Here is a 14,903-nt window from a genome sequence, read left to right as displayed (position 1 = left end):
AATTTACGCTATGATCAATAAAAAATCCATAATATATATTGCCGGACATAACGGAATGGTAGGAAGCGCTATTTGGAGAACGCTGACTGCAAAAGGCTATATAAATCTTATTGGCGCTTCGAGCAAAGAATTAGACTTAAGAAAGCAAAAAGCAGTTCGGGATTTTATCAGAAAAACAAAACCCGATGTAATTATCGATGCCGCTGCAAAAGTGGGAGGAATCCAGGCAAATAATGATTTTCCTTATGATTTTTTGATGGAAAACATGCTGATACAGAACAACCTTATTAACGAAGCGCACCGTTTAGCGGTAGATAAATTCATTTTTTTAGGAAGTTCCTGTATTTATCCAAAATTTGCACCGCAGCCCTTAAAAGAAGAATATCTGCTCACAGCTCCTTTAGAATCCACTAACGAATGGTATGCTCTGGCCAAAATCTCCGGAGTAAAATTATGTGAAGCCATCCGCAGACAATACCAAAAAGATTTTGTCAGCATGATGCCAACCAACTTATACGGCACTCACGACAATTTTGATTTAAACAGTTCGCATGTTTTACCCGCCATGATCCGCAAGTTTCATGAAGCCAAAGAAAGCAATAATGCCGTAGTAATTTTGTGGGGAACGGGAACACCCATGCGTGAATTTCTATTTGTAGATGATATGGCAGAAGCAGTAGTTTTTGCTTTAGAAAATGAGCTTCCGGAACATTTGTATAACATTGGAACTGGAAAAGATTTAACCATAAACGAACTGGCCGCATTGGTACAAAAAATTGTAGGCCATACTGGAGATATCCTTTGGGACGATACAAAACCCGACGGTACACCACGAAAATTAATGGATGTTTCTAAAATGCACAGCATGGGCTGGAAACACCAAATTGAACTCGAAGAAGGAATACAAAAAACCTACACTTGGTTTTTAGAAAACATCGAAAATTTCAAACAAAAGGTTTACTGACCTTTTGCCCTTCAAATTACCCCAAACCCCTTTATCGTTACGACTTTATAAAATTTGCGACTTTGCAGCATAATGCCTTTGTGCCTTACAATCAGATTATGAATCCATTGAAAAAAACAGCCCTAATTACAGGAGTTACAGGACAAGACGGAGCCTATTTAAGTGAATTTTTATTAGAAAAAGGCTATATCGTACACGGATTAAAAAGACGTACTTCTTTATTTAATACAGACCGAATTGATCATTTATACCAGGATCCTTATGTAGAAAACAGAAATTTTATTCTGCATTACGGAGATATGACAGACAGCACTAATTTAACCCGAATCATTCAGGAAATTCAACCCGATGAAATCTATAATCTGGCCGCCATGAGCCACGTAGCTGTTTCATTTGAAACTCCCGAATATACAGGAAATGCAGATGGTTTAGGAACTTTAAGACTTTTGGACGCTGTTCGTTTGCTTGGATTAGAAAAAAAGACACGAATTTATCAGGCATCAACTTCAGAATTGTATGGAAAAGTACAGGAAGTTCCGCAGTCTGAAACAACGCCGTTTTATCCGCGTTCGCCTTATGCAGTAGCCAAAATGTATGCCTATTGGATTACGGTAAATTACAGAGAAGCTTACGGAATGTATGCCTGCAATGGGATATTATTTAATCATGAATCACCCATTCGAGGCGAAACTTTTGTAACACGCAAAATTACCAGAGCAACGGCAAGAATCGCTTTAGGACTTCAGGATAAATTATACTTAGGAAATCTCGACGCACAGCGCGACTGGGGACACGCCAAAGATTATGTACAAATGATGTGGATGATTCTACAGGCAGATGAACCGGAAGACTGGGTAATTGCAACCGGAAAAACCACAACAGTTCGTGAATTTGTACGAATGAGTTTTGCTGAAGTTGGTATTGAACTGGAATTTAAAGGAAAAGGAATAAACGAAAAAGCTCTTGTAAAATATTGCAGCAATCCAGATTATCAAATTCCGATTGGTAAAGAAGTATTAGAAGTTGATGCCAATTATTTTAGACCAACAGAAGTAGATTTATTAGTTGGTGATCCCACAAAAGCCAGAACTAAACTCGGCTGGAAATGCAAATACGATTTAGAATCATTGGTAAAAGAAATGATGCAGTCTGATTTAAAACTGATGGAGAAAGAACAGCATTTAAAAGAATGTGGTTATACGATCTTAAATTATTTCGAATAACGAATACTGAAAATTAATTTAAACACATAAGTTCCCAATGTTTGTCATTCCGAGGAACGAGGAATCGCACAAGCAACTCCGCAACAGCAAGTCGCCAATCTTTTTCAATTCTCTAATGCGATTCCTCGTTCCTCGGAATGACAAGATTGTGCTGTCTATGTTTGTTAATGCAAGTGAAACGCCTTTTTAAAGATTCCGAAAAACTATGTCTCTATGTGTTTAAAAAAACACTTCCCAAAAAAACGAACTAAATGAAAATCAAAAATATTTGCTGCCTAGGAGCCGGTTACGTTGGAGGACCAACAATGTCTGTAATAGCATTGAAATGTCCCGAAATTAAAGTAACAGTTGTAGATTTAAATACAGATCGTATTTCGGCATGGAATGAAGAAAATTTAGATAAACTTCCTGTTTACGAACCCGGACTTGCCGATGTCGTTCGCGAAGCGAGAGGCCGTAATTTGTTTTTTTCAACCGATGTTGATGCTGCAATTGAAGCCGCAGATATGATTTTTATAGCCGTAAATACGCCAACAAAAACATACGGTGAAGGAAAAGGAATGGCAGCCGATTTAAAATTTGTAGAATTATGCGCCAGACAAATAGCCAGAATAGCTAAAAATGATAAAATTATAGTCGAAAAATCAACGCTTCCTGTTCGAACAGCGCAAACTTTACAGACTATTTTAGATCATACCGGCAACGGAGTAAAATTTGAAGTACTTTCGAATCCTGAGTTTTTAGCTGAAGGAACTGCCATCGAAGATTTATTTAATGCTGATCGAGTTTTAATTGGAGGAAATCAAACCGAAAGCGGTCAAAAAGCCATTCAGTCTTTGGTTGATATTTATGCACATTGGCTTTCGCCGAAACAAATTTTAACCACAAATGTTTGGTCTTCAGAATTATCAAAACTCACAGCCAACGCATTTTTAGCGCAGAGAATTTCATCCATTAATGCATTATCTGCTTTATGCGAAGCTACTGAAGCCGATGTTGATGAGGTTGCCGCAGCCATTGGAACAGATAGCAGAATTGGCTCAAAGTTTCTTAAAGCTTCGGTTGGGTTTGGAGGATCTTGTTTTCAAAAAGACATTTTAAACCTAGTGTATTTGTGCCGTTATTTTAATCTGCCAGAAGTTGCTAATTATTGGGAACAAATTATTATTCTCAATGATTATCAAAAATACCGTTTCGCTAAAAACATTATCTGCTCCCTTTTTAATACCGTAAGCGGAAAAAAAATAACCTTTTTAGGCTGGGCTTTCAAAAAAGATACCAACGATACCAGAGAATCTGCGGCAATTTATGTAGCCGAACATTTAATCGAAGACGGAGCAGAAATTCATGTTTACGATCCCAAAGTTTCCGAAGAAAAAATTAAATCCGATATGCGCTATTTATGGGAATTAAAAGGACTTTCTGAAGAAAAAATCAAATCAAAATTAAATCAGATTTTCGTTTACAAAACAGCGATAGAAGCACTTGATGAAGCTCATGCAGCTGCCATATTAACAGAATGGGATGAATTTAAAACCTACGATTGGGAAAGTATTTACAACAACATGTACAAACCCGCTTTTGTATTTGACGGCCGTAATATTCTCGATTTTAAAAAATTAGCTGCAATAGGTTTTCAGGTAAAAGGAATTGGAAAAAATAATTCTTTTAGTGCTAAATTAAAAGTAGAAAATGAACTGGTCATTAGATAAAATAAGACAGCACCAGCATTTCGATAAAAGTCTAAATTTTATAAAATTAATTTCGATTGTAGGAAGTACAGAAGTAATCCTAAAATTAATCGGATTTGTTTCCGGGATATTAATTGTCAGAATGCTGCCTGTTCAGGAATACGCTCTATACACGCTCGCTAATACTATGTTAGGAACTTTAGTAATGTTTACAGATTCCGGTATTTCAAACGGGGTCATGGCGCTGAGCGGCAAAGTATGGAAAGACCCTAAAAAACTGGGCGAAGTGCTGGCTACAGGTTTAGATTTAAGAAAGAAATTTGCATTTATAGCCTTAACAGTTTCTACACCCATAATCATTTATTTATTATTAAAAAACAATGCAAGCTGGTTATCGGCAGTTTTAATTTTTCTGTCCTTGATTCCCGCTTTTTATGCCGCCTTATCAGATTCTTTACTAGAAATAACACCCAAGTTACATCAGGATATTTCGAGTTTACAAAAAAATCAATTACGAGTTGGATTTGGACGATTGCTATTAGTAATCCTAACAATTTTTATTTTTCCCTGGACATTCGTCCTTATTTTGGCTTCAGGAATTCCGCAGATATACGGCAATTCCAAACTCAAAATAATTAATAAAAAGTTTGTCGACAGTCACCAAAAACCAGATCCCGTAATTCGTAAAGAGATACTCAAAATTGTAACCCGCATCCTGCCCAATATTATATTTTATGCGCTATCAGGACAAATCGTAATTTGGATATTATCTGTTTTTGGCAACTCTACTGATTTGGCAAGTATAGGAGCGTTGGGCAGATTTGCGGCACTCATGGCTTTTTTTACCACGATATCAGGTACTTTATTTTTACCCCGATTTTCGAGATTAGCAGATGATAAAGAAATCCTTTTAAGATATTTTTTATTTTTTCAGTTGATCCTTTTTTTGGCAGCAGGCTTTATAATGTTGATCGTATTTTTATTTCCTGCTCAAATGTTATGGCTTTTAGGAGCCTCTTACAGTTCATTATCATCTGAACTTTTTTTGATTATGTTATCCAGCTGTATCGGATTAATTGCTGCAATGAGCGGTAATTTAATAGGCAGCAGAGGACATTTTTTAAACCCAATTTTTGTAATTGCACTCAATTTAGGAACCGTTATACTAGCTTATTTTATTTGGGATTTAACAAAGCTTCGAGGCATTTTGTACTACAGCATTTTTAACCAATGTCTTTCATTAATAGTAAATTATATATTTAGTTTTTTAGTAATAATTAGAGCAAAAAAACATGAATAAATTACCAGGTCAAGGCGGACTTACCAAAAAAATAACCATAGCAAAAGGAAGGGTAAACCGTAAAAAGTTTGCCAGACAAGTAGCAATAGGATTATATCATTTGGTAAACCAAGTCAGTAAAAAAAAAACTATTGAAATGGAGGTCGCCAGTTTCTCCTCATTCAATGATTTTCACGAGCAGGTCTTGTCTGTTTTATCCTTTATTCGCTACGTAGGAAAACCAATTAAATGGACACTTTATTCAGACGGAACACATACTCAGGCACAAATAAACCAACTCGAAAGTAATTTTGATTTCCTCAAAGTAGCCGAAGGACTCGACTGGAGCGAAATAGAATCCTTAAAAGGTTTATGTAAAGAAGAATTAGAACCTTATGAAGATTACTTAATCGATTATGCTAAAAAATATCCATTAGGCAAAAAACTGTTTTACTATTTAAATCATCCAATCGAAAAACCAACACTATTCATAGATTCAGATATTCTATTTTATGAACACGCCAATGTTTTAAAACTAATACTAACAGAAAAACCCAAAGCAAACGGCTGGTATATGCCAGATGTAAGCTGGGGATGTTTAGACAGTCGTTATAAAGCCTTAAACTCTGAACAAATATATCAGGTAAACTCCGGTTTTATTTTTGCCAATGAAGCTTTTAAGAACATAAAAGAATCCTTAGACTTTTTTAAAACCTATAATTTCACCTACGAATATTTTAGCGAACAAACCGTTTACCATCATTTGCTAAAAAATAATTCCTATATGCCTTTAACACCTAAAACCTTCATTTTAGACTCAGGCGATCAATTTGATTTTTCGTATTTATTTACTCCAAAACAAATGGCAGTTCGGCATTATACAGGGCCCGTTCGTCATAAAATGTGGCAGAAAAATTACAAATGGCATTTAAGCCTATAAACCGATATAGATGAAAAAAGGTATTGTTTTAGTGGCCAATTTAAAAAGTCAGTGGTACAGCGAAAACCTAATTTATTCCATTAGAAAAAGTGGCTGTACATTGCCAATTCGGTTAATTCATTTTGGAGGAGAAAAAGTAACTTCAAAGTATATCTTAAACGAAGTTGAATTTTTAACCGTAGAAGATTTTTCAGAAGAAGCCAGAAGTTTTATAAAAAACCTGAGAAGTGTTTTAACAGAATGTCCAATGGGATTTTTATATCGTTTTTTAGCATTCTTTTCAGATTGGGACGAATTTATTTATACAGATAATGATATCGTGGCACTAATGAATTGGGAACGTTTGTTTGAGTTTGCAAACGGACACGATTTAGTTCACGCCGATACAGAATACACAACCTGCGGCATACACAATTATCTGCTTCCTGAAAAAGTAAAAGAAAATTTCGGAAAAGACAGTTTAAATTCAGCCATTACAGCCGGACACATATTGGTAAGAAAAAGTTCAAAAATCATTGAAGATATGAATGCTGCTGTAGAATGGTTCAAACAACATCCAGAAATTCCAAAAAAACACGACCAATCCTTATTACATATCGCTTCATTATTGGGAGATTGGAAATTACTCAATTTATGCAAGCCTCCATACAACTGGCTCAGTTCATGGTCTGGAGATTATACCAATAGTTTAGATTTAATTCATGCCATTCAGGGCGGATACAAACAAAACACAGACTCATACAAAATTTGGTATTCTCAATTGTCTGAAGAATCTAAAATAGTGGTCAATAAACAATCTTCTTTTCGCGCTTTAAATGTACCAATCAGTCATTTACATTATTCCGGAAGAGGCCGTATTGGAGCAGAATCAATCGACGAATTAATGTATTCCAGCCAGACGGATAAAGAGCGAATGATGAGTTTATACAAAGTGCAAAGCTCTGATTTATTTTGCATTACCTATATCAAACATCAATCAAAACGAGTTACAAGAAGACTTAAACGCATCTTAAATTTATAATACAATATGATGAATGCAGCAGTTTGCACTATTTTCGAGGGTCACTACCATTTTGGAGTAGCTGCACTTTCTAATTCACTATATCAAAACGGATTTAGAGGCAATATTTATGTAGGTTATCGAGGCAGATTACCCAAATGGGTTTTAAAAGGTGAAAAGGAAACAATTGGTAAATGGAAAGAAGCCATCGTCCTAACTCCCGTGCAGGAAATAAAACTGATTTTTCTGCCAATTGTGACCAACTATAATATGGCAAACTACAAGCCTGATTTTATGCTGGAACTTTGGGAAGGCCCGGCAAAAGAAGCAGACGCCATGTTTTATTTTGACCCCGATATTGTAATAAACGATTCATGGGCGTGTTACGAACAATGGATAAACTGCGGCGTTGCACTTTGTGAAGATGTTAATTCACCTTTGCAGGAATTTCATCCCCGGCGGCAAGGCTGGAAAAACTATTACAAACACTACCACATTGATTTACACTTTAAAAATGCGATTTATGTAAACGCCGGTTTTGTTGGACTTCTTAAAAAAAACAGTTCCTTTTTAAATTTATGGGTTCAGATGCAGGAACTTATGGGACCTGCAATTGGAGGTTTGGAGAATTCTATTTTTTTGAATCAATCCTACAATTCAACGGTTTTAAAAAGAGAAGGATTCCAGATTTTTGATAAACCGGATCAGGATGCTTTAAATGTGGCGATTGAAGTTTATAATGATCCTGTAAGTTATATTGGAAAAGAAGGAATGGGTTTTTCTGAAGGTGATTCAACAATGTCCCACGGAATGGGAAGTCCAAAACCCTGGAAAGCAAACCATTTATTGAGGGCCGCTCAGGGAAAAATCCCTAGAAATTTAGATGTTATTTATTGGAAATATTGCAGTGAACCCATATTAGCACATTCTAAATGGGAAATTACACGAAAATTAATAGGCATTAAAATAGCCAAAGTTATTGGAAGATTCTATAAAGTGTAAATTTTTTTAAAACGGATAAAAAATTATGATTCCAAAAACAATTCATATTTGCTGGTTTAGTGGTGAAGATTATACTCCATTTATAAAAGAATGTATGGCTACCTGGAAAATTCACCTGCCTGAATTTGAAATACGAATATGGAATAAAGATAGTTTTGATTTTGATTCAATTCCTTTTGTAAAAGAAGCCTTTCAGGCAAAGAAATGGGCCTTTGCAGCTGATTACGTTCGCCTATATGCCTTATATACCGAAGGCGGTTTATATCTGGATTCTGATGTTAAAATACTGAAACCATTTAAGGAAACCTGGTTTGATTATGACTTTTTCAGCGCACACGAAATACATCCCGGCTTGTTTGAAGATGCAGGCGGACTTAAACAGTTAAATGCTTCCTATCTGCCTGTAAACGGCGAAACAATTACCGGTTTTGCAGTTCAGGGAGCAATTTTTGCCTCGGTGCCCAATCATCCGTATATCAAAGATTGTTTAGAACAATATAAAAACCTGCAGCTATTTGGTGAGGACGGAACCATGAATTTAAAAAAAGTCATAATAGGTTCTGTAATAACTCCGGTTGCCGAAAAATATGGCTATACCTATCAAAATAAAGAACAGATTTTAAGAGAAAATATGCTGATTCTTCCGGCGAATATTCTGGTAGGAAATTCTATTTATTTAGACAGAAGATCCTATGCAATTCATTTAATAAATGGCAGTTGGCGCGGAAAAAAAGGCATTGAAAAATTCCTGCATTTAGTCCGGAACCATTACCCCAGATTATTTCCCGTCGTCAATTTTATTGATAAAAGCGTTAAAAAAACCTATCGTACATCAAAATACCTCAAAACAATCATTACAAAGCACTCATCCATTTGATTGACGAAAAATTAAAAAACCTCCCTATAAAATTCAATAATTAAATCACGAAATGGAAATACTCTTCATATGCGGCTCTGCAGAAATTGGCAACGATGGTGTAGGCGATTATACCCGCCGCTTATGTGGAAAACTTATAAAATCCGGCCACGATGCACAGATTTTATCTTTATGCGATCACGAAGCCGTTTCCTTTACCAGCGAAACTCAGGTTGCAGAGGAAACTCCCGTAATCGTACATCGAATTCCGGTTGCTGCACCAAACGATCAGCGATTAATTTGGCTCCAAAAAATCCTGAAAGATTTTGAACCCGACTGGATTTCGCTGCAATACGTTCCATATAGTTTCAATCCAAAAGGATTGCCATTTTGGCTTCCTTCATATTTAAAAAAAATTAGAGGAAATCATAAATGGCATATCATGTTTCATGAATTGTGGCTGGGAATTGATACCGAATCTTCCATCAAACACAAATGCATTGGAAAGTTGCAGCAGGTAATCGCTAAAAAAATAGTGCACAATACAAAAACACATTCCATAAATACCCAAAATAAATTATACCAGTTCTTTCTTCAATCTCAAAATATCAAAGCAGAAGTTTTGCCCATTTGCGGCAATATTCCGTTAACAGCAGAGAAAAAAGAACCAATAGAGTTTGCCCAGTTTGTTTTGTTTGGCACCATTCATAACGGAGCTCCTTTTGAGGATTTTATCAAAGATTTAAGCAGTAATGCAGCTAAGTTTGAGAAACCTATAAAATTTGTTTTTATCGGTAAAAATGGACCGGAATTAATTAAGTACACTGCAATATTGGACAATTATAATATTGCTTATGAAATTCTTGGCGTACAATCTGAAAAAGTAATATCACAGGTTTTGAGAGACAGCGATTTTGGAATATCAACAACTCCGTATTTTCAAACAGAAAAAAGCGGCGTTTTTGCTGCGTACAAAGAACATCAAATCAATACGATTTGTGTTTCCAGAAATTGGACTCCAACAAAAGGGCAGTATGTGATTCCGCAGATTATTAAATACGAAAAAAACAATCTGAATATAACGCAGCAAAACGTTGAGGTTTCAGACTTAAACGCTATTGCTGCGCAGTTTATCAATTCAATTTCGGCAGTATGAAATTATTGGTTTCACATCCAACTTTAAACGCAAATTCAAAAAATCTGGTAACCGGTTTATTGAAAGAACAGCAGCTTTTTAAACTGTTTACTTCAATTGCTATATTTCCCGGACAGTTATTGTTTAAACTTGGAAATAATCCGAAACTAAAAGATTTAAAAAGAAGAAGTTTAGACGAAACCTGGCAGCCATACACACGATCAAGATCCTTTTTTGAATTTGGACGTTTACTGACTTCAAAATTCAAATTAGATTTTTTAATCACACACGAAAAAGGATTTTTCTGTATTGACAAAGTCTATCAAAAACATGATAAATGGGTTGCTGATAATTTATCCGAATTAAAAAACCAAGGGCTTTTAGGAGTTTATGCATACGAAGACGGAGCTTTATCAACATTTAAAGCAGCAAAACAATTAGGACTTTACTGCATTTACGATTTACCAATTGGGTATTGGAAAAGTGCCCGTTTATTAATGCAGAAAGAATTTGACATTAACCCGGCTTGGTCAGATACGCTTACAGGTTTCAATGATTCACTAGGAAAACTGAGCAAAAAAGATGAAGAATTAGCTTTGGCCGATGTAATTTTTGTCGCCAGCAGTTTTACCAAAAAAACATTAGAAAATTATAAAGGAAACCTGCCCGAAATAAAAGTAATTCCATATGGTTTTCCGACAGTTACCAGAAAAAAATACTACGAGCCTCTTTTAGATCGAAAGCTTAAAATTTTATTCATAGGCGGTTTATCGCAGCGAAAAGGAATATCCTATTTATTTGACGCAGTCGAAAAAATGGAAGACAAAATAGAGTTGACCATTGTAGGACATAAAGCAGTATCTAATTGCGAGGCATTAAATCAGGCTTTAGAAAAACACAACTGGATTCCGTCATTATCTCACGATGAGGTTTTAGAGTGTATGTATGAACATGACGTATTTGTTTTTCCTTCTCTTTTTGAAGGTTTTGGTTTGGTTATTACCGAAGCCATGTCGCAGGGAATTCCGGTTATTACAACCAATCGTACCGCAGGCCCGGATTTAATAGAACACGGAAAAGACGGATGGATTGTTCCCGCCGGATCTTCAAAAGCCATAAAAGAAGTCATTACTCAAATACTCGAAAAACCGGAAATATTGGAACAATTTGGATTTGCCGCTCAAAACAAAGCACAAACCAGACCGTGGTCAGTTTATGGTAAAGAAATGGCCGATGCACTTTCTTCATTAAAAGATTTTGTAAACAATTAGAAAAATGTACACCCCAAAAGAACAAGATTTAGAACAATCTTATAAAACCTTAAAAATAGCCATTTGGCTGTATTTTTTACTTTGGGTTTTTGAAGGCGCTCTCCGTAAATGGATTCTGCCAAGTCTGGCTACGCCGCTTTTAATTGTGCGTGACCCAATTGCTATTTTTATCATCATAAGAGCTTTTTATCTTGATGTAAAATTTATAAATGGCTATGTAGTTTTAAGCGCCATTTTTACCTTATTAGGTTTAGCGATTACGCTTACTTTCGGACACGGAAATCTATTTGTCGGACTTTACGGAGCAAGAATTATGCTGATTCATTTTCCGCTGATTTTTATAATTGGAGCTGTATTTAAAAAAGAAGATGTTCTTAAAATGGGACGTGTCATGCTGGCTACCAATATTTTAATGACCATCATTATTTATCTTCAGTTTACAAGTCCACAGACTGCTTATATCAATACAGGTTTGGGCGGAGAAGGAAGCGCAGGTTTTGATGGCGCAATGGGATATTTCAGGCCATCGGGAACATTTTCGTTTACCACAGGATTATCGGCTTACTATATTTTGGTTTCTGTATTTGTGTTTTATTTCTGGCTTTCAAAAGAAGCCTGCTCTAAACTTTTACTTATTTCCAGCACAGTTGCCTTAATAATTGCTCTGCCATTAACGGTGAGCAGAACCGCAGTTTTAGGTGTTTTATTAGTTGGTTTTTTTGCTTTTGCAGGATCAACAACCAGTGTAAAATCATTAATACGATTAATATCAACTGTTTTAGTCATTGTGGTTTTATTTATGGTTTTACAAAAAACAACCTCCATTTTTAATTTAGGAACTCAGGTTTTTATGAGCCGTGTCGATACGGCAAAAGGCCAAGAAGGAGGATCTATTGTAATGCGAACCATAAACGGATTTACAGAACCCATCACAACATTATTAAAAGCACCTTTATTTGAAGGCAATTTAGGAATGGGAACAAATGCGGGCGCACAGCTGTTAACTGGCCAAAGAAAATTTTTAGTTTCAGAAGGCGAATTAAATCGTGTGGGCGGCGAGCAGGGACTTATTTTAGGCGGCGGTCTTGTCGTTTTGAGATTAGTTTTAGCCTTTGGACTTTTTTTTAGTTCTATAAAATTACCGGGAAACTATAAATTATTGCCTTTAACATTTTGCGGAACGGCTTTATTTTTAATCACGCAAGGCCAATGGGCTCAGCCAAGTATGCTGGGCTGCGCCGTGCTTGCCACAGGTTTATTATTGGCCGGTATGAATATCAATTTGAAAACAGAATGATGAAAATTGTCCTTTTTACGCATCCTTCCTTTACAGGTCATCAAAGCATGCCGCGCTATGCCAATATGCTCCTGAACGGAATGAAAGAAAGAGGACACGAAGTAGCAGTCTGGAGCCCGAAAGCGAGATTTTATAAACTGCCTACAACGAAATCCTTTAAAAAATGGCTGGGTTATCTGGATCAATATTTTGTATTTCCATTAGAAGTAAAAATAAAATTACGCAATTCATCAGAAGACACTCTTTTTGTATTTGCAGATCAGGCGCTTGGTCCGTGGGTTCCATTGGTAAAAAACAGAAAACACGTTGTACACTGCCATGACTTTTTAGCCTTAAAATCGGCATTGGGAATGGTGCCTGAAAATCCGACATCTTTTACAGGAAAGCTGTATCAAATTTATATTAGAAGAGGTTTTTCAAAAGGAAAAAATTTCATTTCCATTTCAAAAAAAACACGACAAGATTTACACCAATTGCATTTGGGAGAAATCGCCAATTCAAAAGTATGTTACAACGGATTAAGCCGTCCGTTTTTTTCTCTGCCAAGAGAATCTTCAAGGGATTTATTAGAAGCAAAATTTAATATACTTTTATCTCAGGGTTACATCATGCACATTGGAGGGAATCAATATTATAAAAACCGACAAGGTGTTTTGGAGATTTACGAAACCTGGAGAAACCTATACCATACAAATATACCCTTGGTTTTGATTGGTGAAGAACCATCAGAAGAATTAAATCTTCTGCACAAAAAATCACCATTCAAAAACGATATTCATTTCATCACAAACCTATCAGATGAACATGTTAATAATGCCTATTCCGGAGCAATTTGTTTATTGTTTCCGTCATTAGATGAAGGTTTTGGCTGGCCTATTATTGAAGCAATGGCTTCTGGATGTCCGGTAATCACGACCAATAAAGCTCCAATGAATGAAGTAGGCGGAATGGCCGCTTTTTACATTGAGAAAAAACCAGCAGATCCTGCACAATGGCAGCAATGGAAAGAGGAAGGCGCAAAAACAATCGAAAAAGTATTGAAATTAAGCCGGCCTCAGCAAACGGAAACAATTGAAAGATCTTTTACCCAGTCGCAAAAATTTACAACAGAATATTTCCTTGATGCTGTCGAAGTTATTTACAAAGAAATAAATCAAATTGTATGAAAGTAATCCATTTTATTGCGGGGATTGACAAGGTAGGCGGAGGAACTACAGAATATATGCGATTATTAAGCACGGCTTTATCAAAACATATGGAAATAGTGGTAGCAACAAAAAAAACGGCTCATCCTATAGATATTCCGGGCGTAAGAATTAAATTTTTTAAAGGCGGCATTTTGAGATGGTTTGATATGCTTGAAGACTTTAGAATCTTTTTAATGGCCGAAAAACCGGATATAGTTCATATTAACGGAATCTGGAGTCCGCAAAACTGGGGTTTTCAAAAAGTAGCGCAGGAAATAGGAATAAAAGTAATCCTGTCTCCACACGGAATGTTAGAACCGTGGATCATGGCTAACAATCCGTGGAAGAAAAGATTAGGATTGTTTTTATATCAAAAAAAAGCCATTCAGGATGTTGCATTTTTACATACAACTGCCGAAATGGAAGCACTCAATATTCAGTATTTAGGATTTAAACCGCCTATTTCTATCATTCCAAATGGCATTGATTTGAACGATATTAAAGGAATTAAAGAATGTTATGGAACAAAAAAAATGGTTTTTATATCCAGAATTCATCCCAAAAAAGGAATTGAATTACTGCTTGAAGCCTGGCGTCATTGCAAGACTGATGGATGGAATCTTGAAATTGCAGGAAATGGCGATAAAAATTATATAGCCCATTTAAGTAACAGTGCCAGAGATCTCAAAAATGTAAATTTTGTAGGTGCAAAATACGGTAACGAAAAATGGGATTTTTTACGATCTGCCGATGTTATGGTACTGCCAACGCATAGCGAAAATTTCGGAATTGTAATTGCTGAAGCGCTGGCTCTTGGAGTTCCGGTAATCACAACACAGGGCACGCCGTGGGAAGATCTTGAAATACACGAATGCGGCTGGTGGATAAACTTATCAGTTCCAAACCTTGAAAAAATCATTACGCAAGTATTGAATACAGCAGCTTACGAACTAGAAAGTATGGGCAGAAAAGGACGAAGACTTGTAGCAGAAAAATATGAAATTAAAGCTGTTGCCAACCAAATGAACGACTTGTATAAAAAAATACTTAATTAATTA

The 14,903-nt window shown here is 35.9% G+C and carries 13 protein-coding genes; all 13 read left to right on the top strand.

Annotated features, from left to right (window positions below; genetic code table 11):
* Window positions 1–13: 13 nt before the first annotated feature.
* The 13 genes from J2Y38_RS00975 to J2Y38_RS00915 all read left to right on the top strand — a co-directional run bounded on the left by J2Y38_RS00975 (window position 14) and on the right by J2Y38_RS00915 (window position 14,900).
* Window positions 14–964, top strand: coding sequence for a GDP-L-fucose synthase (locus tag J2Y38_RS00975; protein ID WP_309839715.1), 951 nt, complete (start codon window positions 14–16; stop codon window positions 962–964).
* A 98-nt stretch (window positions 965–1,062) separates the two neighbouring features.
* The gene (gmd, locus tag J2Y38_RS00970; RefSeq protein ID WP_309838728.1) at window positions 1,063–2,187 is read left to right on the top strand and encodes a GDP-mannose 4,6-dehydratase; all 1,125 of its coding nucleotides are present in this window, start codon (window positions 1,063–1,065) and stop codon (window positions 2,185–2,187) included.
* 251 nt (window positions 2,188–2,438) lie between these two features.
* Window positions 2,439–3,899 (top strand): UDP-glucose 6-dehydrogenase, encoded by a 1,461-nt coding sequence (locus tag J2Y38_RS00965; protein WP_309838725.1) that lies wholly within the window; start codon window positions 2,439–2,441, stop codon window positions 3,897–3,899.
* The gene (locus J2Y38_RS00960) at window positions 3,880–5,178 is read left to right on the top strand and encodes a polysaccharide biosynthesis protein (protein WP_309838723.1); all 1,299 of its coding nucleotides are present in this window, start codon (window positions 3,880–3,882) and stop codon (window positions 5,176–5,178) included. The genes J2Y38_RS00965 and J2Y38_RS00960 overlap by 20 nt, the downstream gene beginning before the upstream one ends.
* Window positions 5,171–6,097: a hypothetical protein gene (locus tag J2Y38_RS00955; protein ID WP_309838720.1), complete on the top strand. Its 927-nt coding sequence runs from the start codon at window positions 5,171–5,173 to the stop codon at window positions 6,095–6,097. Before J2Y38_RS00960 ends, J2Y38_RS00955 begins: the two co-directional genes overlap by 8 nt.
* A 10-nt stretch (window positions 6,098–6,107) precedes the next feature.
* Window positions 6,108–7,118, top strand: coding sequence for a hypothetical protein (locus tag J2Y38_RS00950; protein ID WP_309838719.1), 1,011 nt, complete (start codon window positions 6,108–6,110; stop codon window positions 7,116–7,118).
* 6 nt (window positions 7,119–7,124) lie between these two features.
* A complete protein-coding gene (locus J2Y38_RS00945; protein ID WP_309838717.1) occupies window positions 7,125–8,099 on the top strand; it encodes a hypothetical protein in 975 nt (324 codons plus the stop codon).
* Window positions 8,100–8,124: 25 nt separating this feature from the next.
* Window positions 8,125–8,976: a glycosyltransferase gene (locus J2Y38_RS00940; protein ID WP_309838715.1), complete on the top strand. Its 852-nt coding sequence runs from the start codon at window positions 8,125–8,127 to the stop codon at window positions 8,974–8,976.
* Between the two features lie 52 nt (window positions 8,977–9,028).
* A complete protein-coding gene (locus J2Y38_RS00935; RefSeq protein ID WP_309838713.1) occupies window positions 9,029–10,111 on the top strand; it encodes a hypothetical protein in 1,083 nt (360 codons plus the stop codon).
* Window positions 10,108–11,361, top strand: a complete 1,254-nt coding sequence (locus J2Y38_RS00930; protein WP_309838711.1) for a glycosyltransferase family 4 protein — start codon at window positions 10,108–10,110, stop codon at window positions 11,359–11,361. Before J2Y38_RS00935 ends, J2Y38_RS00930 begins: the two co-directional genes overlap by 4 nt.
* A 4-nt stretch (window positions 11,362–11,365) precedes the next feature.
* The gene (locus J2Y38_RS00925; RefSeq protein WP_309838709.1) at window positions 11,366–12,658 is read left to right on the top strand and encodes a hypothetical protein; all 1,293 of its coding nucleotides are present in this window, start codon (window positions 11,366–11,368) and stop codon (window positions 12,656–12,658) included.
* The gene (locus J2Y38_RS00920; protein ID WP_309838708.1) at window positions 12,655–13,824 is read left to right on the top strand and encodes a glycosyltransferase family 1 protein; all 1,170 of its coding nucleotides are present in this window, start codon (window positions 12,655–12,657) and stop codon (window positions 13,822–13,824) included. Before J2Y38_RS00925 ends, J2Y38_RS00920 begins: the two co-directional genes overlap by 4 nt.
* Window positions 13,821–14,900, top strand: coding sequence for a glycosyltransferase (locus tag J2Y38_RS00915; RefSeq protein WP_073485113.1), 1,080 nt, complete (start codon window positions 13,821–13,823; stop codon window positions 14,898–14,900). The genes J2Y38_RS00920 and J2Y38_RS00915 overlap by 4 nt, the downstream gene beginning before the upstream one ends.
* Window positions 14,901–14,903 lie beyond the last annotated feature (3 nt).

This window comes from Flavobacterium sp. 2755 (genome assembly GCF_031455715.1).
GTDB lineage: Bacteria > Bacteroidota > Bacteroidia > Flavobacteriales > Flavobacteriaceae > Flavobacterium.
This window is presented reverse-complemented; position numbering and strand designations above follow the sequence as displayed.